Raw genomic sequence first — 22,905 nt, forward strand, 5'->3', positions numbered from 1 at the left:
CTCGGCGACGCGGTCAAGGCGTTGCGCTCCGGCGTGCCCGCGGCCGCCAGGACCGAGGAGGTCACCGATATCGTCGAGTGGCTCGGAGAGCTGGTACGCCAGGTGGATTCGAGCCTGCTCGACGAATGGGAGCAGCTGACCAGCCCCGACCAGCCGCACGATGTCCCGGTGGCGGTGCCTGCCCGGCCCAGGCCGCTGACCGGCAACGAGCGAGCCTTCACCGCGATGGTCCGCAACGCGCTGTTCCGGCGGGTGGAGTTGTTCGCCATGGCACGCTGGGCCGAACTCGGTGAGCTGGACTCCGGTTCGGGGTGGACGGCCGAACGCTGGCGGGACGTTGGCGAGGCGTACTTCGCCGAATATGCCGATGTGGGAACCGGTCCGGACGCCAGGGGCCCGGCCATGCTGATCTTCGACCGCGGGCCCGAGGTGTGGCAGGTCCGCCAGATCCTCGACGATCCGCCCGGCGACCATGACTGGGGTCTCGACGCCGAGATCGACCTGGCGGCGTCCGATGACGAGGGCGCCGCGGTCATCCGGCTCGTCGACGCCGGGCGGATGGACTGAGCTCAGCCGGTTTCAGCGGCGAGCCGCTCAACCGGCTTCGGCGGCGACCCGGGCCCGCTCGGTCATCGACGCGATCACGCCGCCGTCGTTGAGGATATCGGTGCCGGTGAGGTAACCGGCCTTGTCGCCGGCGCAGAAGGCCAGCAGCTCGGCCATCTCCTCGGCCCTGCCCCACCGGGGCACCGCCGCGTCGGCGACCATCGCGCCCGCACCGGCCTGTTCCTCCAACCGGCCCATCTCGGTGTCGACGGATCCGGGTGAGACCGAGACGATGCGCAGCCCACGACCGTTGAACCGCTCCGATTGCGCGGTGCTGTACCACCGTACGAAGCTCTTGCTCATGGCGTAGGCGAACCCGGATCGGGCCTCCTCCGGCGCCACGGCGCAGGCCGAGAGCAGGTGCGTCATGAAGGCGTCCTGGTCGGTCAGCGCCAACGGGAACTGCGCGGTCGGGATGATGTCGGGCGGCAGCATGTGTGCCGCCATCGACGCGACGTTGACGATCGCCGAGCCGGGGCCCGCGGTCGCGTAGAACACCTCGTCGACATTGACCGTGCCAAGGGCGTTGGTGGCCAGGACGTAGTCGGCGGCACCCATGCTGGGACTCACCCCCGCGGCGTGGACCACCGAGGCCAGGGTGCCGAGTTCGGCTGCGGTCTCGAACAACCGGACGACCGACTCCCGGTCGGTGACATCGCAGTGCACCGCCTTCGCGGTGACCCCGAGCTCGTCGAGGGTGGCGGCCGCGCTGTCGAGCCGGTCCTGCCTGACATCGCACAGGACGACGACGTGATCGCGGCCGACGATCTTGGCCGTGGCCAGACCCATACCGCCCGCACCGCCGGTGATCACCGATATCCGATTCATGGCTGCACCGTATACCGAGAGGATTACCGGAGGCATGACAGGGCGGTGCCCGGCGTCCCGTTCAGGTGGGGGCGAGCCGGTCGGCCCACGGCAGGGCTCGCTCGAGCTGGGCGGCCAGCCGGATCAACAGTGCTTCACCGTCGAGCGGCGCGACGAACTGCACGCCCATCGGCAGCCCCTCGGCCGTCCAGTGCAGCGGCAACGTGATGGCGGGCCGTCCGGTGAGATTCGCCAGCTGCGTGTACGGCACCCAACCGAGGTTGTCGTCCACCATGCCGTCGACGATCTTGGTGAACCGCAGCAGGCCCGCCGTGCGGGTCTTGAGCAGCGCGTCGGCGACGTGCTGCAGCGCCACCGGAAGATCGAACTCGCCGACCTTCGGCGGCAGGGTGGCCAGCGTAGGGGTGAGCAGGAGGTCGTAGCTGCCGAAGAACGTGGTCAGCCTTCGGGTGTGCTCGTGGCGGCGCTGCACCGCGTCGACGTAGTCGACGCTGCTCGTGGCCCGGCCGAGCGCGGCCATGATCAGGGTGTCCCGTTCGAACGACTCGTCACCGGCGCCGGTCAGCCGTTTGGCCTCCTCCAGTTCCCAGGCGACGTAGACGAACCAGGTGCGCAGGAAGTCCCTGGCCAGCGCGGCGTCGTCGAACGGGGCCTGCGGCAACTCCTCGACGTGGTGGCCCAGTTCGGTGAGCGCCCGCACGGCGGCGTCGACGGCCGCGGCCGCCTCGGGATGCGGGGACGGGTTGATCGCCGTCGGCACCCGTACCCCGATGCGCAGCTTGCCGGGGTCGGCGCCGACACCCGAGGCGTAGGACGCATCCGGTTTCGCCGGACTGTACGGGCCCCACGGTTCACCGCCGCTGATCACGTCGAGCATGGCCGCGGTGTCGCGGACCGTGCGGGACACGACGCCCTGCACGGCCGACCCGTGCATCGATTCGCTGGTCGCCGGGCCCATCGGGGTCAACCCGCGGCCGGCCTTCAACCCGACCAGCCCGCAGCTGGCCGCCGGGATCCGGATCGACCCGCCGCCGTCGTTGGCACCCGCACACGGCACGATCCCCGCGGCGACCGCGGCCGCCGAGCCGCCCGACGAACCACCCGGGGTGCGGGTGAGATCCCATGGGTTGCGGGCCGGCCCCCACACGGCCGGTTCGGTGATCCCCTTGGCCCCGAACTCCGGCGTGTTCGTCTTGCCGAAGATCACCAGACCGGCGTCGAGCCAGCGCTGGACCACGGTGGCGTGCTCGGCGACCGGCAACGACATCTGCGACCTCGACCCCGCCGAGGTGGGCAGGCCGCGGTAGTCCTGGCCGAGGTCCTTGATCAGGAAAGGCACACCGGCGAACGGGCCTGCGCCGGCGGCCGGCGATGCCGCGGGGACGTCCCGGACGATCGCGTTGATTCTCGGGTTCACCGCCGCCGCGCGCGCCCGGGCCAGCGCCAGTAGCTCGGCCCCCGAAACCTGACCCTCGGCAACCAGTTTGGCCAACCCGGTGGCGTCATGGGCCCGGTATTCGTCGAAGTCCATCGAACGAACGTATACCGCCGAGACGTTGCACGGTGAAGTACCGGTTGCCGGCCATCACCCGATGCCAGCCCAAATCCGGTGCATGCCGCGCTCAATGCGCGGCCGTCGAGGAGAATCGATCGTGATGACCTGTCCGTACTGCGGCGCCGACACCGACGGCAGCGGCACCTGTGCCCGCTGTGGTCGCGTGCAGGGCTCCACGCCGCTGACCGGTTGGCGCCCGGACCCCACGGCGCGCCACGAGGGGCGCTACTACACGGCCGACCATCCGACGAACCGGGTCCGTAACGGCAAGGCCGAATCGACCGACCCGGCCGGCGGCAAGCTGTTGCCCGGCTATGTCGAACTGCCCGTGCGGTCCGGCATCCGTTCGACGTGGCTCGGGACCGGGGTGGCCACGGCCATCATCGTGATGCTGGCGGCGGTGGCCTGGGTGCTTCTGGTCGCCGAACGCCGGTCCGCACCCCCGCCCGAGACCGGCTATCTGTCCGCGCTCAAGGAGGCCGGCCTCACCGACACGTTCAATTCCGATGCCAACGCCGTCGCGCACGGCAGGCAGGTGTGCCGCCACCTGGAGGACGGCGACCCACAACAGGGACTGCCCGCCGACAAGATCGCCGTCGACTCCTTCTGCCCGCAGTTCTCCCAGGGCTTTCGGGTCCTCGAAACAGCCACCGTATCGGGAACTTTCATTCTGGCCAACAGCGCGGGTGTCGACGCCATCGCGTCCGACGGGAAGTCCTGCGAAGGTGTCAACGGGTACGCCGACGTCGGCCAGGCCACCACCGTCACCGTCAAAAACGGCAAAGGCGAGATTCTCGCGACCACACCACTGGGACAGGGGCACGGCGACTGGACCAAATGCACGTTCACCTTCACCTTCCCCATCACCGAGGGGCAGGACCGCTATGTGGTCTCGATCGGGCGCCGCGGTGATTTCAGCTATGCCTTTGCACAACTGCAGGCGCACGGCGTGGCCATCCACCTCGGCGACTGACCGAGGGATCGGCCCCGGGCGGATTCGGTCGCGCGCAGAAAACGAGAAGATCACGGGTTTAACTCGTTCCAATGTCGACCTGCGAACCGCGCGGTCGCCGGATGGACATCGTTTCCGGGCTGTCTTACGTTTCAGCTGCACAAATTTCACAGCGGTCATTCACGAAGCACGATCAAGGGAGTAGCGGAGTCATGGTGAGCTTTGCTCGAATCGCAGTCAACGTGGTCGCCGGCGCCGGGGTGTGCGCAGCGGCGGCTGCGCTGAGCCCGCAGGCGGCCGCAGCTCCACTCAAGACCGGCGGACACAAGTGCCTGGAGTGCAGCGCGCCGGTGGTCGGTGCAGCTCCGATGGCGCCGCCGATCCCCGTGGTGCCCGCGGCGATCCTCCCCCCGGTGCCTGTCGCTCCACCCGTTCCGGTGGCGCCGGCCGCACCCCCGGCGCCCATGGCGCCGATCGTGACATTAGGAAAGGGCGTCCCGACCACCGGCCCGGCCAACCCGGGCGGACCCAAGGACGGCGTGCCGATCGATCCCGGTCCCCAGGGCTGAATCAGACAGAGTCCGAACAGAATCCGGCATGGCCAGCGGCCATGCCGGATTCTTTGTCGTCCTTTGTCGGTGGGATCTGCCGGTGGGATCTGTTCAGATCCAGGGTAATCGGGTGAGCCCGGTCGGGTCGCGGGCTACTCCTGGACGATGACCGGGTCGCCGACGTTGACCGTGTTGAAGTACCACTCGGCGGCCGCCGGGATCAGGCTGATGCAGCCGTGGCTGGTGTTCTCCAGCCCCATCGACGGCACCGCCCACGGCGCGGAGTGCACAAACAGCCCCCGCTGGGTGATCCGGACGGCGTATTCGACCTCCATGAGGTAACCGTCGGCCGCATCGACCGGAATCCCGACACTACTGGAATCCATTGTCACGGTGCGGTTCTTACCTAGCACCGTGTAGGTGCCGACGGGCGTCGGATACTCTGGGCTGCCCATCGAGGCTAGCAGCACCCCTTCTTCACCCCGGTGCGGGAGATGGTGTGGCGCGGGCAGCGGGGTCGGCGACTCCGACTCGATGCCGTCGATCGTCACGGTGAACGTGTGATCGGAGATGTCGGCGACGCCGACGACGGCAGGCCCGGTCTGAAACTGGGTCGGCATGCCGCCGACCGACAGACTCACCGTGCTGTGCGCCGGCCAGTAACTGTCCGGAACCCACTGCACCACATTGTTTTCCAGCCATTCGTACTTTCCGGTCATGGCCGGCTTCGAGGTGAAGTCGAGTGCCCGTTCGGTGGCCGTCCGGTCGGCGACCGGGCGCTTGAACGTCACCACCACGGGGTGCGCCACACCTACCACCGCGCCCTGGGTGGGCTCAACCGATTCGATGCCATCGGTCAGCGGGAGGCTGACTGCGGCGGTCTGGACGGCTGCCGTACCACCGGAGGCGATCATCACGACCATTACCAATGCGACAAAACTGTAAACCGCCCGCATCCACCCGATCCCTCTTCGACGACCGTCCCGACCTTGACCGGTTGCCATGCTAGGGGCATATCGGCCCCGGAATATGCGGCACGCGTTGGCAGTTCGGTCACGCCTTCGTCACGTTGTGGCTACGGCGGGATTTTTCATAACTCACCCGCGCGCCCGCAGGCGCGGCCGTCTCCATCCCGTTTGACTGCCTACCTATTAGTAGGTAGCTTTATCTGCGTGCTCACCCGCTGCCACGTCCGACGAGATCATCCGGTGCTGAGGCCGAGGCGTTCACCGTCACCCACGCGTTGATGGAAAGGCTTACCGCCGAACGGTAGTCGGCTACGAAACACACTTCGAGCACCGGGGAACACCTCGGGCGCTTCCAGCTGCATTCATCAAGAACACCAGGAGAACACATGACCGACACCGCCGTTGTCACACCACGTTCGGCGGACACCGATTCGTGGCTCAAAGGCTACTACCTCACCCGGGCCGCATTCTCGGTCGTCTGGGTGGTGGCCGCACTCGCCATGGCGCACAGCATGTCTGTCGTCGTCGCGGCCTTACTGCTGATCTACCCGGCCTGGGACGCCATGGCCAACCTGGCCGATGCCGAGCGCCACGGCGGGATCGAGCACAACCCGGCACAGATCGTGAATTCGGTCGTCAGCGGGTTGACCACCGCGGCGGTGGCGGTCGCACTGGCGATCGGCATGCACTCCGTGTTCGCGGTGTTCGGTGTGTGGGCGGCACTGTCGGGTCTGCTGCAGCTCGCGACCGAGGTGCGCCGCTGGAAATACGCCGGCGCGCAGTGGCCGATGATCCTCAGCGGAGTCCAGTCGGCGCTGGCCGGCGGAATGTTCCTGGTCCAGGCCAACGCATCCGAGATGCCGAGCATCTCCGCCATCGCCCCCTATGCCGGATTCGGTGCCTTCTACTTCCTCATCGCGGCGCTGTGCTTGGTCGTTCGGATGCCCGGCGTCACCGAGCATGAAAGTGCCTGAAACACAAGCCTGATGACGCCGGCAGCGGTAGCGTCGGATGAATCAGTCGATCCGCGGACCGATGGGGAGGAAGACCGATGGCGAATCGTTCGGGGAGTCCGTTCTCCCGCCGTACCTTCATCCGAGGCGCCGCGCTGTCGGTGCCTGCCGTCGGCGTCGCGGTCCTGGCGCCCGTCGCCCTCGCGGCGCCGTCGGAGTGTGGCGACCCGTCTGGCAAAGTCGGGAACTGCGCGGTTCAACTGCCACAACAGTTCAGCTCCACCAGCTTCAGCACGACAGCAATCGTCGCGGGCACCAACTATTCAATTCTGTTCAGTACCAACATCAGACGCGGGCCGCTGATCCCGGCGGGCGCCACCGGCTACCGGATCAACAGCATCAGCGTGTCGGGGACCAAACCGGGCGGCGCCCCGTTCTACCTGACACCTGCGATCGGTGAGGTCGGCCCGCGCCTGCTCAACGCGCTGTCGGGGTCGTCGCTCGGGTTCGCCTTGGATGTGCCATGGGATGCCACCCAACTTGTGCGGTCGTTCCTCTACACCTACGACGTCGAGTTCCTCACGGGACTGTCGGGCATCCAAACGTGCCGGTACACGACGACGATGACGCTCGCGGACAACGGGAGGACGCTCGGCGGCGTCGGGTCGGTCACCTTCTCGGCACCGACGCTCGCCGAGTGCGAGGCGGCGCCGCCACCACCGCCGCCGTAGGTAGCGCCCCCGGCTCGGGGATGATGGTCCCATGAACCGGTCGATATGGAACCCGATCCGCGTCCTGCTGACGGCCGCCCTGGCCGCGACCGTGTTGGTGTGCAGCCCCGGGGCCGGCCGCGCCCATGCCGCCGACGCGTCACCGGCCGGGGATGTCCTGTCCGTCGGCGACCCGGCGGCGCCGGCCCGGATCGAACTCTATCTGGATCCGCTGTGCCCGTTCAGCGGAAAAATGGTCCAGGAACAGGGCGCCGAAATCGGCGAGCGGATCGAGGGCGGCAGGCTGCACATCGGCCTGCGATTCGTCGGCTTCCTCGACAAGTACTCGGCGAGCGGCAGCTACGACAGCCGGGCGATCTACGCGGCTTACACCGTCGCCGACCACTCCCGGTCGAGCGATGTCACGTGGCGGTTCATCCAGCAGATCTACGCCGCGGACCAGCAACCGAAGGAAGAGGGGCCGACCGATCTCGGCAACGATCAGCTCGCCGGGTTGGCCGCAAGCGCAGGCGCACCGCAGTCGGCGCAGGACATGATCAGGCTGGGGCTCCCGCTCCCCTACGACGCGCGCACGATTGCCGCGAACAACCTCCCGCTGCTGCGGCAGTTCCCCGAGTCCGGTGTGCCACTGGTGGTCCTCGACGGCGCGGCCGTCGACGGAAACTCCGACTGGCTCAACCGGCTCCCGCGCTGACCGCTACGTTCGGCTCAGGACAGCGCGTCGAACAGGGCCGCCATCTGCCCCGGCGACACCGATACGCCACACTGCCCGCGCAACGAGGTCAGCGGCCGCGCGATGTTCTGCAGGTCCAGGAACTCTCCCGGATGACCCAGGAAGTAGGCCCGGATGGCCCCCTCGGCGTCGCCGGTCGGCTGCGTGCCCGCGGTGGTCAGCACATCGTTGGCCTCCGGGTGTGCGTCCAGGTAGGCGCCCGCCTGGGCCAGTACCCCGCTCGCGGTGGTGGCCAGGCCGCTGGCCGAGCACGGGGGTGCGGCGGCGGCGGTCGGGACGGCGACGGTGAGGGCGGCGCACCAGGCGAGCACGAGCATGGCAGTCAGTTTCATACCGTGATCCTGCTGGATGCCTGCCGTTTTCGCGCGGGCAGCCCCGCCGACGGGTCGTCGAACCGGTTCAGCGTGCGCCCCTGCTCGCGCTGTGGTAACCGGCTCTGATGTGCGCGCGCATGATCGACTCGACCCAGTCCGGGTCGCGATGGGCGATCGCATCGACGATCTCGAGGTGGTGCAGTGCACTGCGCTTCAGCTGAGATTCGCTGTACGTACGGAACGTTCGCGATGCGACGAGGGGCTTGAGCAGGCCGGCCACCATATCGGCGACCGTGGGGTTCGGACACTTGGCCAGGATCGCGGAGTGGAACGCGTCGTTGAGAGCGGAGATCTCGGCGATGTCGGGCGAGTGGGTCACCTTGGTGAGCATGTCATCGGCCAGCCGTCGCAGCTCGGCGATGTCGTCGTCGGTCATGGTCTGCGCCGCCAGCCTGGCGGCGTAGGGCTCCATCATCGACCGCGCCGAATACACGGCCTCGATGGTGTCCTGGGAGTAGCCGACCACCCGGGCACCCTTGTTGCGCTCGATGGAGACCACGCCGCTGCTGCCGAGGGTCTTGAGTGCCTCGCGCACCGGGGTGCGGCTCACGCCGAATCGCTCGGCGAGCTCCACCTCGTTGAGCTTCTCGCCCGGCCGGTACGCACCCGAGACGATCAGGTCGAAGATCGCATCGCTCAGTTCGGACAACCGTCATCCCCCTGATCGGGCCGTGCGCCGGCCGACGTCAGCTCGGCCATTCGGCGCGAGCGACCTGGCCGCGGGTGCCGCCCCGGGACAGGAACGAATAGGACCCCACGCCAGTTGCCTTTTCCGCCACCTGGACCACCTCAAGATAGCGGTCCAGATCGATCCCGGTGGCGACGTCGAGGCTGTGCAGCAGGTTGATGATGTCTTCCATCGGCGCATTGCCCAGCACGGACCTGTCCCCGGGGAACCAGAGGTCGCCCCCCAGCCCGCCGAACGATCCCTCCAGCCAGTCGGCTCCCGCGGCCAGGCTGGCCAGCGCATTGATCGGCCCGAAACCGTTGCGATTGTGTAGATGCACGCCGACCCGCATCTGCGGCACGATCCTCCGGCACAGCCCGATGCCGCGTTCGAACTCGTCGGGCGTTTCCATTCCGCTCGTGCCGGCCAGGTAGAGCGAGTCGGCACCGGCGTCGGCGACTCGACGGACCACGGCCTCCAGTTCGCCGATATCCACCGGGCCCCGGCACGTCGCGAAGAACGCCGTCGCAATCGCCGCGGTGACCGACTTGCCCGCCCCGTGCGCGTGGCGCACGATTTCGGCCAGCTCCGACAACAGCTGCGCGGGTGTCGAGTTCTGGTTGCGTCGCGCCGTCTCACCGTCGACGGGCACGACCATGACGAGTTCGTCGATGCTCGTCTCGATCGCCCGCATGGCTCCCTTGAGGTTGGGTACCAGCGCCTTGTAGGTCACACCGGCAATCCGTGGGGCGCCCGCGATCAGCCGTTCGGCGTCGCCGAACTGCGGGAGTACACGGGGGTGGGCGAAGGACGTGATCTCGATCGTGGTGAAGCCCGCCGCCAGCAGCCCATCGAGGATCGTCAGCTTGTCGTCGGTGTCCACAACGGATTCAACCGCCTGCAGACCGTCGCGCAGCCCGACGTCGACGAGGTTTGCGGCACCGGGTAATCGATCGCCGAGCATCAAATGGTCCCCGCGGCGGCGAATTCGGCGACGGCCTCCGACGGGTACCCACCCAATCGGGTGAGCACCTCCACGGTGTGTTGGCCCAGCCGTGGGCCTGGCCAACGCACGGCGCCGTCGGTGCGACTGAGGCGCGGGAAGGTGTTCTGCATGGGCACCGAACCGAGGACGGGGTGCTCGGTCTCGACGATGCTCTTGCGGGCGATGAACTGCTCGTCGTCGAGCATGTCCGACGGCCGGTAGATCTTGCCGACCGGGACGGCGTGTTCCAGGAGCAGATCTTCGAGTTCCTTGGCCTCGTACCCGGCGGTGAAGTCGCCGACCAGCGTGTCGAGTTCGGCTTGCCGTTCGCCTCGCGCCCCGTGACTGCTGTAACGCGGGTCGGTGGCCAGCTCCGGCCGTCCCATCGCCTTCGCGAGCCGCGCGAACACGGTGTCCTGGTTGGCCGCGATGAGAATCCAGGCACCGTCCCTGGTCGGGTACACATTGCTCGGGGCCACGTTCGGCAACACGGCCCCACTGCGCTCGCGCTGATAGCTCGCGATGGCCCATTCGGGGACAATGGATTCCATGATGCCGAGCACGGCTTCATAGATCGCCGAGTCGACGACCTGACCCCGCCCGCTACGGGTGCGCTCATAGACCGCGCCCAGGGTGCCGAGGGCGGCGAACAGCGCGGCCAGAGTGTCGCCGATGGAGATGCCGACCCGTGACGGCGGCGTCGACGGATCGCCGACGACGTAGCGCAGTCCACCCATGGCCTCGCCGATCGCACCGTAGCCCGCGCGTGACGAGTAGGGACCGGTCTGGCCGAATCCGGAGACCCGGGTGAGGATCAAACCCGGGTTCTCGGTGGTCAATTCGTCATATCCCATCCCCCACCGTTCCAGGGTGCCCGGGCGGAAGTTCTCGACCACGATGTCGGACTGGGCGATCAGGCGTTTGGCGATGGCCTGTCCTTGCGGCGTCCGGAGGTTGACGGTGACGGACTGTTTGTTGCGCCCGACGACGGACCACCACAGCGACTCGCCTTCGGGCAGGCTCTGTCCCCACACCCGCAGCGGATCCCCGGTGCCCGGCTGTTCGAGTTTGATCACCTCGGCCCCGAGATCGCCGAGGATCTGCCCACAGAAGGGGCCGGCAATCAGTTGGCCCATCTCGACCACGCGAAGTCCGGCAAGTGGCCCGGTGGCGCCCGCGGGATGTTCCGGGTCTCGCTGCGACATCTGACGCCTCTCTCTGAAATGAACTGTTGTATGCACTTTACCTCCTCGACTCGCCGGCGGGTCAAGTCGCCGACAGCGACACGAGGCGCCATCCACTCCCTAACGAACGGCTAAACACGGTGTTTAACTGAGGTTTAGCGTCGCGCATCGGATTCGGTCGACAAACCGGACCCAACCGCCGCCGACTCAATCGGCGAAGCCACATGTATACATTTGGGTTGACACTGGTGATTCGGGCCACATAGGGTTCGGCCGAGATCGCCACGATTCGAAGGAGCACGATGACCTACGCTCGCGAGGGCCGAGCCGACGCCGAACAGGCCGGCGGTGGACGCAAGCAGGAAATGAACGCGGCGCTCGGGCTGCCCCTCAAGTGGTTCATTCCCGCCGCGCTGGCCGTCATCGCCCTGACCTATCTCGCCACGCCCGCGCCGGGAATGACCAGTGGCTTCGCCATCACGATGGCCATCGGCGGTCTGCTCATGCTGATCGGCAACGCGATACCCGGGTTCAACAAGATCGGCGGCGGCGTGATCCTCGCGATCTTGGTCCCGGCGGTCCTGCACACCTACGACCTGCTGCCCGATCAGGCCGCCGCCGCGATCTCCGACTTCTACAAGTTGTCGGAGTTCGGCGAGTTCGTGGTCGCGGCACTGATCGTCGGCAGCATCCTCGGCATGAACCGGTCGCTGCTCATCAAGGCCGGTTCGCGGGTCATCCTGCCCATCGTCGCCACGATCGCCATCTGCTTCAGTCTCTTCGGCGTCATCGGTTACCTCACCGGGTACGGCGCGGGCAAGATGCTGTTCTTCGTGGTGGGGCCGGTCCTCGGCGGCGGTGTCGCCGCGGGGGCCATCCCGATCTCGGAACTCATCGCGACCAACTCGGGTGGATCGTCCGAGCAGTACCTGTCCCAGCTGGTGCCTGCCGTCGTCGTCGCCAACACGGTCTGCATCGTCGTCGCGGGGCTGCTGGCCTGGATGGGGCGCCGCCGGTCCCAGCTGTTCCGCAATTTCAACGGCGACGGCGAATTGGCCAGCACCAAAACGCGTCTCGACAAACCCGAACAGCCCAAGGTAGCGCCGGTGGACGCGGTGAACAGCACGATCATCGGCTTCTTCACCGCCGGTGTGCTCTTCGTCGTCTCGAACGCCCTGGCCGGCCTGCTGCCGTCGATCCACGCCTACGTCGTGCTGATCATCCTGTGCACGGTGGCCAAGATTTTCCTGCCGATCCCGGATGTCATCGTCAACGCGGCCGACCTCTGGTACCGGATGGTCGCCAACGCCTTCATCCCCGCGATCCTGGTGTCGGTGAGCATTGTGGCCATCGACTTCCGCCAGATCATCACCCTGCTGGGCGATCCCGTCTACATGATCTCCACCGTCGCGGTCGTCATCGTCGCCGCCTTGGCGGCGGGTTTCATCGGCTGGCTGGTCAACCTGTACTTCATCGAATCGGCCATCTCCGGTGGACTGGGTCTCGCCGACTTCGGGTCCAGTGGCGATCTGGCCGTGCTGGGTGCCTCCAACCGTCTCGAACTGCTGCCCTTCCTTTCCATTTCGTCGCGCATCGGCGGCGGACTCGTCGTGCTGGTTCTGTCACTGTTGGGCCCGTTGCTGCTCTGAGCGCGTGGCGGCCTCGACCAGGTCGAGCGCCGCCTCGGCCACCTCCATATCCTCGGAGTAGTGCCCGCCCGACACCCCGATCCCACCGATGAGGTGCCCGTCGACAGTGATCGGGTAGCCACCACCGAACACGATCAGGCGCGGCGTGTGCACGATACCGTCGCGCAGCGGAGGGTCATCCTTGATGAAGTCGTGCCAGACATGGGTCGCCATCCCGAACGCGACCGCGGTGTACGCCTTGTCCTGACAAATCCGGACCGCCAGCGTGGCCGCACCGTCCATTCTGCGGAATGCTTTCAACTCTCCGGCGGCGTCGACGATCGCGATGGCCGAACGCTGTTGAATCGAACCGGCTTTGGCGACGGCGGCCTCCAGCAGCTCATCCGCGAACGCATCGGTGATCGTGGCGTGCTGCTGGTAGACGCGGTTCGTGGTCATCGGGTGCGGTCACCTTCCGGTCGCTGGTTGCCGACGGGTATCGGCAACGGTGTGGCGTGCGAACCGCGGTCCGCGCGCGGGCTGGTCCGCGTCCCGGGTTGCCCCGACGGCCCGGAGACGGTCAGCAACCGGCGTACCGCCGCCTCCGAGACGTTGACGTTGGGCGCGCTGACACTGCGCACCCCGTCGACCCGTCTGAGCAGCGGTGCGACCTTGCTGTAGAAGGTCGCCGCCACCGCGGGGCAGCCGCGGCAGGCACCCTCGAACTCCAGCACGACGTCACCGTCGGGCGATACCGACGCCGCGCCGACGGCACCGCCGTGCGAATCCAGGAACCGCCCCAGGTGCAGGGTGATCGCCTCCTCGACGGCCGACCGGATGTCGGAGGTTTTCGACGATCTGGACATCGCCATCACGGGGTCCGATCGTCGGATCCGTGGATCGCCTTGAGCGTCTGCCCGACGTCGATCCCCAGCAACCCGGCGTAGTTCTCACCGAGGATCTTGCGTTTGTCATCACGGGTGATCGCGGGGAATCCGTAGTCCTCCTGGAGGCTCTCGGGCATCTCAAGGTCGATGAACAGTTCGATATAGCCCTGAACATTGGGCCACACGAACGCTTCCGAGCCGTAGAGCAGCCGGTCCGGGCCGACGTACATCAGAGCTTTGCCCAGCCGTTTGAGGGCCTCGCGCGGCATGATCGGATAGATGTTGATCCACGCCGACAGCGCCAGCCAGACATTGTGGTTGCGCGAGGCGATGCTGATCGACTCGTCGATGTAGGGATCGCCCAGGTGATGGATGATGAAGTTCAGTTCAGGGAAGTCGATCGCGGCCTGCTGAATATCGGTGGGCCGCATATCCTCCATCCGCTCGGTGCCGAACGGAACCCCTTTGTGGAACTGCACATTGTTGACCCCCAGCTCGAGTGCCTTCTCCCACAGCGGATAGGCGATCTTGCGGTCGTCGATGCTCCAGCTCAGCGAGTGATCGTGGGCCTGATAGAACTTGAAGCTCACCGCTCCGTATTCTTCGGCCTGCCGGGTCATTTCGTTGCACGCTCCGTCGATGCCCTGGTACAGCGGGTCGACACCGCCGCAGAAGAGCACCCGATCGGGATAGGCCTCCTTGAGCGCGTACTGCCGGCGGACCGGGGAGAACCCGTCCTTCCACCAGCCGAACAGCGGCACCGTCTGGGCCATGGCGATATCGGTGTCGGACTCCTCGAAGAGGATCCGGCCTGCCTCGTCGACGCTGAGTTCCTCGCCCAGGAAGTGGTCGTTGGCAGGGTATTTGGCGTTCGAGAACAGCTCGCCCATACCGATGAGGTTGCGGGCGGTCAGCTCGCCCGACGGGTTGAGATTGTCCGGCTTGTTGTCGTACATGTGCACGACGTTGTCGAAGATGAATAGTCCGTCACGCATATTGTGAACCTTCCTTATCGGGGCTGTCGGATGTGCATGGCATTACGTGCTGGCCCCCAGCCGGAATCCCTCGCGTACCGCGGGTACCGTCCGAGCCAGATCGGTGATCGGCAACCCGTGGGTGGGACCGATCAGTCGGACCCCCAGCCGGTCGATCAGCGAATCCAGTTCGGCCAGATAGGGTTCGACGTCGGTCACCCGCGTCCAGTACAGGGCCAGCCCGGCGAACAGAGCGGTCATGTCGGGGAGATCCAGGGATGTCGCCTCTTCGGCGACCAGTCCGCAATGGCCGTCGGTGTGGTAGTGGCTGTAGGCGAATCCGTCGCCGGGAAACAATGCGCGGGCGTCGTCGTCAAACCCCCAGTAGGTGGGCATGAGGTCACGGATCACGCCGGCGACGATGGTGAAGGTCCGCCCACCGAGATCGTAGGTCAGCGTGGTCGCGGTGGGCACCTGGATGCGGTCGGCGAACTGCGGGAACACCAGATGCAGATCCTGAACGCCGCCGATGGCCATGGCTGCCGGGAATTTGGCGAGCAGGCGTCCGACGCCGCCGGCGTGCGGGGTCTCGGGATGGGTGGCGAACACGTATTCGATCGGTGCGATCCGCGGTGTCAGCTCATCGAGCTGGCCTTCGATCAGATCGATATCGCCGGGGAATCCGGTTTCCACGATGAGCGATCTCTGCTCGCCCGCAATGACATACACCGAGTTGTAGGAATGAAAGACCTGTCCCTTGTACGGCTGCCGCAGGCACCCGCCGAGCCAGAAGATGCCGGGGGCGAGCTCACGGGGCAGCGGTACCGGCCCGACGGCACCGGCGAGATCGGCCGAAGGTTCCGAGATGGTCATGCCGGGACTCTTCCCATTTCGGGTGCGGCCGAACGGCGGTCGGCGAGCTCGCGAAGTGCACCCCGGTAGGCCTGCACCGTCGATCTCAGCTCCGGACCTTCGAGCAGCGGTCCGTAAGCCGGCGCGATGCGATCGACCCTGCGGGTGGCGAATACCGAGTCCAGCCAGTCGATGATCGGGCCGGTACGGGCCCCGGCCAGCCACCAGTAGCGGGTGTTCACCAGATAGGTCGTGAGCTCCCCGACGGTGACGTTCCGGGGGCTGATCCCGTCGAGATGTCCGAAAGCGTCGGAGGTGAACAAGGTTCGCGACGACGGGTCGAACAGCCAGTGTGTGGTCAGCAACCGCAGCGCGGGCTGGATCACCTCGACCGGCCGCGCCGGATCACCCAGGAAGGTGATCGGGTCCTGCCGGATGACCGTGTACGGCACTGTTTCGGCCCGGCCGTCGAGTCTGCGGTCGGGTCGGAAGCCGAACCAGATCATGCCCTGGGACTGGGCGCCGAACACCTCGGTGACGTTGAACCGGTTCACGATCGGCACCACATTGCATACCGAGTCGAATTCGCTTTGCCGAAGCGTGATTACGCCCAGCCTGTGATCGGCGGGCAGTTGCCCGGCCAGCCAGCTCAGCACGTCGTCCTCATGTGCGCTGAACCCGGTGTCGATCAACAGCGCGGAGTCACCCTCCCTCAGCAGGTAGATGTTGACGACGGCCTCGCCGCGCAGGTGCGACGGATAGGCCGCGATCCGGCCATCCAGCCGCACGGGCATGTGCAGGACGCTGACGGCACCGTCGGCGAGGGTCACACTGGCTGGGTGCACTGAGTTCATCGCTTTCTGGAGTCCGCTGCAAGGGGTGAATCGAATCATTCCCCGGCGGCCCGGCGATGTCTGTCAAGCGTTAGACAGTGGCTGCCGAATGCTCGGAAGTCATTGTTCGCCAAGCCCTTCGGTCGCGATCCGGCTCAACCGGACGGGGTCGACCACGTCGATGTGACCGCGGCGCAGCGCGATGACCCCGGCCTGCTGCATCTTGTTGAGCGCGTAGGTGACCGATACCCGGGTCCGGCCCGTCGCCGACGCGATGGCCTGGTGGGTCAGATCGAGCAGGGTGCAGGCGTCCCCGGTACGTCGGTTCTCGGCGTGAAAAGCCTCCAGCAGGGCCCCGACCTGTGCCGCGGTGTCACGGAACGTCGCCACCTCGAGCTGATCGATCAGCGCACCGATCTTGCCGTAGGCCCAGCCGAGTAATCCCAGCAGAACGTCGGGCTCCTTGGCGCAGGCTTCACGCAGCCGGTCCTGCGGCAGTTTCAACGCCTCGACCGCCGAGATCGCGTGCACCTGGGTGCCCACGGGAACTTCGGCCGGGTCGCCGAAAGTGAAGTAGTCGCCGATGATCGATCCGGCGGGGCCGTAGAACAGCAGGCGTTCACGCCCGCTCGCGGTGAGGATGGATATCCGGATCACACCCGCGGTGATCAGCAGGGCGTGCCTGTTGAGCACGTCGACATCGGCGATTCGGGCTCCTGGTTCGAACGCCACCGGAGTGGCCCCGCAGAAGAACCGGGTGATATCCAGATCTGCGCTGCTGAGGAACGGTTTCACCGCCGGTGGCCTCCCTTCGGAGCACGGATTCGCACGGCGCTCCGCACCGAGCGTGGCACGTACTGCGTTTCCCGGCTAGTGCGGTTCGCCCGAGACCGCCTGCCGCACCGTGGCCCGGCCTCCTGGGTTCGATTCGCGCGCCCGTTCGGTGCGTTCGGCGATCTGGGCGAGGCTGGGGAACAGCGCGCGGAACACTATCGGTATCGCGCCGGCGATCAGCAGCATGGCGGCGAAGAAGACCGTGGCCCTGCCGAACTCGTGGGATTCCCCGGCGAGAATGCCGGCAAGGTAGGGACCCACGAATCCGCCCACATTGCCCAGGCTGTTGATCAGCGCGATACCACCGGCAGCGGCCGTCGCGGTGAGGACGCTCATCGGCGACGCCCAGAACAGGGCGATGAAGGTCAGCGCGCACGCCACCGCCACGCAGATCGCCGCGAACGCGATGACGTGCGACGAGCTCAGCAGGCTGAAGACCAGGGCCAGCCCCGAGATGATCCCGAGCGCGGACAGATGCCCGCGCCGGTCCCCGGTTCTGTCCTGGCTGCGGCCGAGCACCGTCATGGCGATCATCGCGATGACGAACGGGATCGCCGCGAGCAGTCCGTTCTCCAGCGTCGAGACCTCGGCGAATCCCTTCTGGATGATCTGCGGCAGCCAGAAGAAGATGCCGAAGTAGCCCACACAGATGGCGAAGTAGGCGAATCCGTACACCCACACCGGCCAGGTCCGCAGGGCGTGGGCGAAGCTGGCGCTGCTGTGCGGATCGAGGGTCTGTGCGCTGCGCTCGAGGTCGAGGTTGCGCTGCAGGGCCTCCCGGTCCCCGGCGGTGAGCCATGCCGCGTCCTGCGGCCCGGCCGGCACCAGCCGGAACCAGGCCAGCGCGAAGACCATCGTCGATCCGCCGGCCATCAGGAACAACCACTGCCAACCCTGCAGGTCGAGCCACTGCAACCCGAGCAGCAGGCCTGCGAGCGGGCCGCCGATCATCCCGGCGAGCGGCACCGCGAGCAGCGTCGTGGCCAGTGCCCGGCCGCGTTGTGCGGACGGCAACCACAGCGTGATCGTGTAGATGACGCCGGGGGTGAACCCGCCCTCGAAGGCACCCATCAGAAATCTCAGGACGACCAGTGTCTCGCCGTTGGGCACGAAGGCCTGCAGGGCGGTCACCACACCCCAGCCGAGAACCAGGGTCCCGATCCATTTGGTGGCACCCACCCGCTGCAGGGCCAGATTGCTGGGAATCTCGAAGAGCGCATACCCGACGAAGAAGATTCCTGCGGCCAGGCCGAACATTTCGGCGGTGATGCCCAGGGTCTCGTTGATCTGCAGGGCGGCGTAGGAAATGCTCGACCTGTCGATGTTCATCAGCAGCTGCCCGATCAGGAACAGCGGGAGCAGCCGGCGGCCGATGATGCGGTACGCACCGTCCGCGTAGCTGTTCGGCGAGGTCATGGCGATACCTTCGGATCAACTGGGTGCACAGCGGCTCGCTTTCTCCAAATACCCGCGGGCTGCAGGAGTGTGACCTGGATCATTCATGCGGCAGCCCGCCGGTGTCTGTCAAGCGTTAGACACTGCCTCGGCGCCCTCGGCATCGGCGCTTGCCCGCGCGTCGGCGCTCTCCCGCATCTGGCCGAGCAGTCGGACGGCGACCTGGGCGGCCAGCCACAGCGCCGTCTGGTCATCCTGCGACAGCCCGGCCAGCAGGTCGGCGATGCGCTGGTTGCGGATGGACTCCCGCTCGCTCCACAGCTGACGGCCCGCCTCGCCGACCGCCACCAGACACGCCCGCCCGTCGTCGGGGTCGTCCCAACGCTCCAGCAGCCCTTGCCGTTCCATGCGCTGCACCAGCTGCGTCATACCCGACTGGCTCGCGTCCTCGGCATCGGCGAGCGCCGTGAGCCGCATCGGTCCCTCGCGGTTCAGCCGGTTGAGCACGAGCGCGGCGCTCGGGCTCAGACCGTTGCGGTCGATGAGGTGTCGCCACATCAAATCCGTGCTCGACGAGATCATCATCGAAACGGTGTCGACGACGGCGTCGACGACGGCGTCGCTGGGGGTAGCACTCATACCGTATTTATATCATCGACATGATGTAATTACGCGCGGTCTGGCCCTGACCCAGAATGTGGGTAAACGCCTCAGCAAGCCGGACAATTCCGGTGGCAGCCACATTCATGAGGAATTGAACCGCCTGCACGCCTTGCCGGACTATGTCAATGCCGCACAGAAAACTCACAGTCGTATGACAGCCCCGGCCCAGGTTGTCGTGCCCGAGCTTTAATAAAGTAATTTACGAGTCCGCCAAGTTGCATCCTATACGGGATATATGTTGCGATCGTGATCGTGGAGCAGCCTGCGAGTCAGCCCGGCGATCGAGAGCACCGACGCCCCCGGGGTCGAAGCCTTCTCCAGAAGGGGTGGCTCCCGCTGGTCACCGTGATCGCGCTCGCCACCGGATCGCTGTGCATCTGGAAGGTGCACCAGTTCTCCGAGCCGGGTCCGGTGCCCGCGGTCCCGGTCGCCCAGGCCCCCGAGCAGTTCACCCCCAAGCGGCTCACCTACGAATTGTTCGGTTCCATCGGCAGTGGCGGCATCCTCAGCTACGTCGATATCAACGGACACCCGCACCGGGTCGATATCACCGACCTGCCATGGACCCACACCGAGACGACCACCCTCACCGTGGTCTCCGGCAGCATCTCGGCACAGGTCGACGGCGGCCAGGTCGGCTGCCGGATGCTGGTGAACGACGTTGTGCGCGATGAACAATCATCGGTGCACGCCAATGCCGACGTCACCTGCCGGGTGAAGTCCGCATGAGCACCCACCGGTCGAACAAACCCTTCTTCGCCCGGACTGTACGCGTCCTGGCCGTGCCGATCATCGTGTTCTGGGGCCTGCTCGCGATCAGCACCAACACCTTCATCCCGCAGGTCGAACGGGTGGCCGAGCAACTCGCGGGATCGATGATCCCCAGTTATGCGCCGTCCCAGGTCGCGATGCTGCGCATCGGCGAGAAGTTCCAGGAGTCCACGTCCACCAGCCTGACCATGCTGGTGCTGGAGGCCGACCGTCCACTCGACGACGGCGACCACCGTTACTACGACGACCTGATGCTGCGGCTCAAGCAGGACAGCGAGCATGTGCAGTACGTGATGGACCTGTGGGGCAAGCCGATCACCGCGGCAGGCGCCCAAAGCGTCGACGGCAAAGCCACTTTCGTGCTGCTGCGGCTCGCGGGCAACATCGGCCAGCTCCAGGCGAACGACTCCGTGCAGGCCGTCCGCGACATCATCGCCGACGACACCCCGCCACCGGGCCTCAAGGTCTATGTCAGCGGTGCCGCGCCGCTGGCCTCGGACACGCTCGCCATCGCCAACTCGAGCCTGAACAACATCACCATCCTCACCATCATCCTGATCGTGGTGATGCTGTTGATCGTCTACCGCTCACTGCCCACCCTGTTGGTCCCACTGGTCAGCGTCCTGATCGAGATGCTGGTCGCCAAGGGCGTCATCGCCACCCTCGGGCACTACGGCATCATCCCGCTGTCCTCGTTCGCGGTGAACATCGTCGTGGCACTGACCCTGGGGGCCGGAACCGATTACGGCATCTTCCTGCTGGGCCGCTATCAGGAGGCCCGGCAGGCCGGCGAGAGCCGAGAAGCCGCGTACTACACCGCTTATCGTGGCGTCGCGCCCATCATCATCGGGTCCGGGCTGACCATCGCGGGGGCCTGCTACTGCCTCAGCCTGGCCCGGCTGGACTACTTCCACACCATGGGTCCGGCCGTCGGGATCAGCATGCTGTTCACCATCGCGGCCGCGCTGTCCCTGGCCCCGGCGATCCTCACGCTGGGCAGCCTGTTCGGCCTCTTCGACCCGAAGCGGGTGACCAAGGGCCACCTGTACCGGCGGATCGGGACCAGCGTGGTGCGCTGGCCCAAACCCGTCTTCGCAGCGAGCTGCGCCGTCGTCATGATCGGAGCGGTTTTCGTGCCGACCTACCGGGTCAGCTATGACGACCGCACCTACCAACCGGCCGACGCCTCGGCCAATCTGGGCTTCGAGGCCTCGGACCGGCACTTCTCGCAGAGCAAGCTGTTCAGCGAGATGCTGATGATCGAATCCGATCACGATATGCGCAACTCGGCCGACTTCATCTCGCTCGACCGGGTGGCCAAGAGCCTGATCCGGCTCCCCGGGGTCGCCATGGTGCAGAGCATCACCAGACCGTTGGGCCGGCCGCTGGAGCACGCCACCATTCCGTACCTGTTCACCACCCAGGGCAGCGGAAGCGGCCAGCAGTTGCCGTTCACCGAGCGGCAGAACGAGAACACCGACAAGCAGGCCGAGGTCCAGGCGCAGTCGGTCAAGGTGCTCTCGGTGGTGATCGACCTGACCCAGAAGTTGTCCGACGAACTGCATTCGACGGTGCTCACGATGGAGAACCTCAAACAGGTCACCGACGAGATGAACGCCGGGATCGCCAATCTCGACGATTTCCTGCGGCCGTTGAAGAATTACTTCTACTGGGAGCCACACTGTTTCGACATTCCGGGGTGCTGGGCGATGCGCTCGCTGTTCGACTCGCTGGACGGCATCGACAGCCTCGACGCGGAGATCGCCAACGCCGTCACCTCGCTTGAGGCCGTCGACCGGCTGCTGCCACAGATGATCTCGCAACTGGAGCGGATGATGGGCGACAGCCGGGCGCTGCTGGGCGTCATCACCAACAACTACGGCCCGGCACATCTGCAGTCCACCCAGACCGACCAGACCTATTACGACCAGATCAACGTGGGCAACGATTTCGACCAGTCCCGCAGCGACGACTTCTTCTACATCCCCAGGGAGGCGTTCGACAACGAGGACGTCAAAACCGGCATGCAGCTGATGATGTCGCCGGACGGTATGGCGGCCCGGTTCATCGTCACCCACGAGGGCAACGCCATGGGCCCCGAGGGCATCGACCACGTCGAACAGTTCCCCGAGGCGATCAAGGCCGCGCTCAAGGAGACCTCGCTGGCCGGAGCCAGGATCTACATCGGCGGCGCCGGGTCCAACAACAAGGACATCAAGCAGTACGCGATGTCGGATCTGCTCGTGGTGGCGATCGCCGCATTCGTGCTGATCTTCCTGATCATGCTCTACCTGACCCGCAGTCTGGTGGCGGCCCTGGTGATCCCCGGGACGGTGGCGTTCTCCTACGCCGGCGCGTTCGGCTTGTCGATACTGGTGTGGCAACACCTGATCGGCCTGCACCTGCATTGGCTGGTGCTGCCGCTGACCTTCATCATCCTGGTCGCGGTCGGCTCGGACTACAACCTGCTGCTGATCTCGCGGGTCAAGGAGGAGACCGGTGCCGGGCTGAACACCGGGCTCATCCGCGCCCTCGGGAGCACCGGCGGCGTGGTGACCTCCGCGGGCCTGGTGTTCGCGTTCACGATGCTGGCGATGCTCATCAGCGATCTGCGCACCATCGGGCAGGTGGGGTCGACGGTGTGCATCGGCCTGCTGCTCGACACGCTGATCGTGCGCTCGTTCATCGTGCCGTGCCTGTTGCGCCTCCTCGGCCCGTGGTTCTGGTGGCCCACCTTTATCCGGCAACGTCCACTGCGGCAGCGATGAGGGGACCGACATGACGACTTCGAGCCTCTTCGGGATCCTGGCGATCGCCGCGTTCGCGCTGGTGTGGGTGTTCGCCGTGGTCGCCTTCCTGTTCACCAGGCGGATGATGGGTCGCCCACATGTCGTGCTGGGCCTCGACATCGGCGCCGTGCGCTCCCGAGGGCGCGGATGAGCCCGGTGTTCAGCCCGGCACCGGTCTCCTCCTTGACCCGC

Annotated in this window: 24 protein-coding genes and 1 pseudogene; 10 read left to right on the forward strand and 15 right to left on the reverse strand. The window is 66.5% G+C overall.

Annotation, left to right across the window (positions count from 1 at the left end; genetic code table 11):
• Nucleotides 1-567: DUF3516 domain-containing protein (locus ACWDTP_RS24635; RefSeq protein WP_450024625.1), on the forward strand; the 567-nt coding region annotated here is incomplete at its 5' end.
• Nucleotides 568-594: 27 nt separating this feature from the next.
• On the opposite strand, the gene ACWDTP_RS24640 is transcribed toward ACWDTP_RS24635, so the two are convergent.
• Nucleotides 595-1,434 (reverse strand): SDR family oxidoreductase, encoded by an 840-nt coding sequence (locus tag ACWDTP_RS24640; protein WP_450024627.1) that lies wholly within the window; start codon nt 1,432-1,434, stop codon nt 595-597.
• A gap of 61 nt (nt 1,435-1,495) precedes the next feature.
• Nucleotides 1,496-2,965: an amidase gene (locus tag ACWDTP_RS24645; RefSeq protein WP_450024629.1), complete on the reverse strand. Its 1,470-nt coding sequence runs from the start codon at nt 2,963-2,965 to the stop codon at nt 1,496-1,498.
• Nucleotides 2,966-3,086: 121 nt separating this feature from the next.
• Between ACWDTP_RS24645 and ACWDTP_RS24650 the strand changes: the two genes are divergently transcribed.
• Both ACWDTP_RS24650 and ACWDTP_RS24655 read left to right on the forward strand, forming a co-directional pair.
• Complete coding sequence (locus ACWDTP_RS24650; protein WP_450024631.1) at nt 3,087-3,962, forward strand: DUF732 domain-containing protein; 876 nt, start codon at nt 3,087-3,089, stop codon at nt 3,960-3,962.
• 191 nt (nt 3,963-4,153) lie between these two features.
• On the forward strand, nt 4,154-4,510 hold the full coding sequence (locus tag ACWDTP_RS24655; protein ID WP_450024633.1) for a hypothetical protein: 357 nt from the start codon (nt 4,154-4,156) through the stop codon (nt 4,508-4,510).
• A 134-nt stretch (nt 4,511-4,644) separates the two neighbouring features.
• Here ACWDTP_RS24655 and ACWDTP_RS24660 read toward each other — a convergent pair whose 3' ends face one another.
• Nucleotides 4,645-5,448, reverse strand: coding sequence for a L,D-transpeptidase (locus ACWDTP_RS24660; RefSeq protein ID WP_450024635.1), 804 nt, complete (start codon nt 5,446-5,448; stop codon nt 4,645-4,647).
• 398 nt (nt 5,449-5,846) lie between these two features.
• Between ACWDTP_RS24660 and ACWDTP_RS24665 the strand changes: the two genes are divergently transcribed.
• The 3 genes from ACWDTP_RS24665 to ACWDTP_RS24675 all read left to right on the forward strand — a co-directional run bounded on the left by ACWDTP_RS24665 (nt 5,847) and on the right by ACWDTP_RS24675 (nt 7,838).
• On the forward strand, nt 5,847-6,434 hold the full coding sequence (locus tag ACWDTP_RS24665; RefSeq protein ID WP_450024637.1) for a DUF308 domain-containing protein: 588 nt from the start codon (nt 5,847-5,849) through the stop codon (nt 6,432-6,434).
• Between the two features lie 77 nt (nt 6,435-6,511).
• Nucleotides 6,512-7,144: a hypothetical protein gene (locus tag ACWDTP_RS24670; RefSeq protein ID WP_450024639.1), complete on the forward strand. Its 633-nt coding sequence runs from the start codon at nt 6,512-6,514 to the stop codon at nt 7,142-7,144.
• Between the two features lie 31 nt (nt 7,145-7,175).
• Nucleotides 7,176-7,838, forward strand: a complete 663-nt coding sequence (locus tag ACWDTP_RS24675; protein ID WP_450024641.1) for a serine/threonine protein kinase — start codon at nt 7,176-7,178, stop codon at nt 7,836-7,838.
• A 14-nt stretch (nt 7,839-7,852) separates the two neighbouring features.
• On the opposite strand, the gene ACWDTP_RS24680 is transcribed toward ACWDTP_RS24675, so the two are convergent.
• The 4 genes from ACWDTP_RS24680 to ACWDTP_RS24695 form a co-directional block, all read right to left on the reverse strand.
• Nucleotides 7,853-8,209, reverse strand: coding sequence for a heme-binding protein (locus ACWDTP_RS24680; RefSeq protein WP_450024643.1), 357 nt, complete (start codon nt 8,207-8,209; stop codon nt 7,853-7,855).
• A gap of 67 nt (nt 8,210-8,276) precedes the next feature.
• Complete coding sequence (locus ACWDTP_RS24685; protein ID WP_450024645.1) at nt 8,277-8,900, reverse strand: GntR family transcriptional regulator; 624 nt, start codon at nt 8,898-8,900, stop codon at nt 8,277-8,279.
• A 37-nt stretch (nt 8,901-8,937) separates the two neighbouring features.
• Nucleotides 8,938-9,882 carry a hydroxymethylglutaryl-CoA lyase gene (locus ACWDTP_RS24690; RefSeq protein WP_450024647.1) on the reverse strand — a complete coding sequence of 315 codons (945 nt, stop codon included), beginning with the start codon at nt 9,880-9,882 and terminating at the stop codon, nt 8,938-8,940.
• The gene (locus ACWDTP_RS24695) at nt 9,882-11,108 is read right to left on the reverse strand and encodes a CaiB/BaiF CoA transferase family protein (RefSeq protein WP_450024649.1); all 1,227 of its coding nucleotides are present in this window, start codon (nt 11,106-11,108) and stop codon (nt 9,882-9,884) included. The genes ACWDTP_RS24690 and ACWDTP_RS24695 overlap by 1 nt, the downstream gene beginning before the upstream one ends.
• 281 nt (nt 11,109-11,389) lie before the next feature.
• On the opposite strand from ACWDTP_RS24695, the gene ACWDTP_RS24700 reads away from it, so the two are divergent.
• Nucleotides 11,390-12,736, forward strand: a complete 1,347-nt coding sequence (locus ACWDTP_RS24700; protein ID WP_450024651.1) for a 2-hydroxycarboxylate transporter family protein — start codon at nt 11,390-11,392, stop codon at nt 12,734-12,736.
• Here the strand turns inward: ACWDTP_RS24700 and ACWDTP_RS24705 are convergent.
• From ACWDTP_RS24705 to ACWDTP_RS24740, 8 genes and pseudogenes are all read right to left on the reverse strand, one after another.
• Nucleotides 12,710-13,174: a GlcG/HbpS family heme-binding protein gene (locus ACWDTP_RS24705; RefSeq protein ID WP_450024653.1), complete on the reverse strand. Its 465-nt coding sequence runs from the start codon at nt 13,172-13,174 to the stop codon at nt 12,710-12,712. The two genes, ACWDTP_RS24700 and ACWDTP_RS24705, sit on opposite strands and share 27 nt — an antisense overlap.
• Entirely contained in the window at nt 13,171-13,581 is a 411-nt protein-coding gene (locus ACWDTP_RS24710) for a NifU family protein (protein ID WP_450024655.1), read from the reverse strand. Before ACWDTP_RS24710 ends, ACWDTP_RS24705 begins: the two co-directional genes overlap by 4 nt.
• Nucleotides 13,582-13,586: 5 nt before the next feature.
• A pseudogene (locus ACWDTP_RS24715) lies at nt 13,587-14,627 on the reverse strand (amidohydrolase family protein); the annotation flags it as partial.
• Between the two features lie 12 nt (nt 14,628-14,639).
• The gene (locus tag ACWDTP_RS24720) at nt 14,640-15,449 is read right to left on the reverse strand and encodes an MBL fold metallo-hydrolase (protein ID WP_450024657.1); all 810 of its coding nucleotides are present in this window, start codon (nt 15,447-15,449) and stop codon (nt 14,640-14,642) included.
• Nucleotides 15,446-16,258 (reverse strand): hypothetical protein, encoded by an 813-nt coding sequence (locus ACWDTP_RS24725; RefSeq protein ID WP_450024658.1) that lies wholly within the window; start codon nt 16,256-16,258, stop codon nt 15,446-15,448. Before ACWDTP_RS24725 ends, ACWDTP_RS24720 begins: the two co-directional genes overlap by 4 nt.
• A 123-nt stretch (nt 16,259-16,381) precedes the next feature.
• Entirely contained in the window at nt 16,382-17,056 is a 675-nt protein-coding gene (locus ACWDTP_RS24730) for a Crp/Fnr family transcriptional regulator (protein ID WP_450024660.1), read from the reverse strand.
• A 75-nt stretch (nt 17,057-17,131) separates the two neighbouring features.
• A complete protein-coding gene (locus ACWDTP_RS24735) occupies nt 17,132-18,511 on the reverse strand; it encodes an MFS transporter (protein ID WP_450024662.1) in 1,380 nt (459 codons plus the stop codon).
• Between the two features lie 108 nt (nt 18,512-18,619).
• Nucleotides 18,620-19,129, reverse strand: a complete 510-nt coding sequence (locus tag ACWDTP_RS24740; RefSeq protein WP_450024664.1) for a MarR family winged helix-turn-helix transcriptional regulator — start codon at nt 19,127-19,129, stop codon at nt 18,620-18,622.
• Nucleotides 19,130-19,405: 276 nt separating this feature from the next.
• On the opposite strand from ACWDTP_RS24740, the gene ACWDTP_RS24745 reads away from it, so the two are divergent.
• The 3 genes from ACWDTP_RS24745 to ACWDTP_RS24755 are packed head-to-tail and all read left to right on the forward strand — an operon-like array spanning nt 19,406 to nt 22,864.
• Nucleotides 19,406-19,882, forward strand: a complete 477-nt coding sequence (locus ACWDTP_RS24745; protein ID WP_450024670.1) for an MmpS family transport accessory protein — start codon at nt 19,406-19,408, stop codon at nt 19,880-19,882.
• Complete coding sequence (locus ACWDTP_RS24750; protein WP_450024666.1) at nt 19,879-22,692, forward strand: MMPL/RND family transporter; 2,814 nt, start codon at nt 19,879-19,881, stop codon at nt 22,690-22,692. The genes ACWDTP_RS24745 and ACWDTP_RS24750 overlap by 4 nt, the downstream gene beginning before the upstream one ends.
• Nucleotides 22,693-22,702: 10 nt before the next feature.
• Nucleotides 22,703-22,864, forward strand: a complete 162-nt coding sequence (locus tag ACWDTP_RS24755; protein ID WP_450024668.1) for a hypothetical protein — start codon at nt 22,703-22,705, stop codon at nt 22,862-22,864.
• Nucleotides 22,865-22,905 lie beyond the last annotated feature (41 nt).

The organism is Mycobacterium sp. NPDC003449 (genome assembly GCF_053588415.1).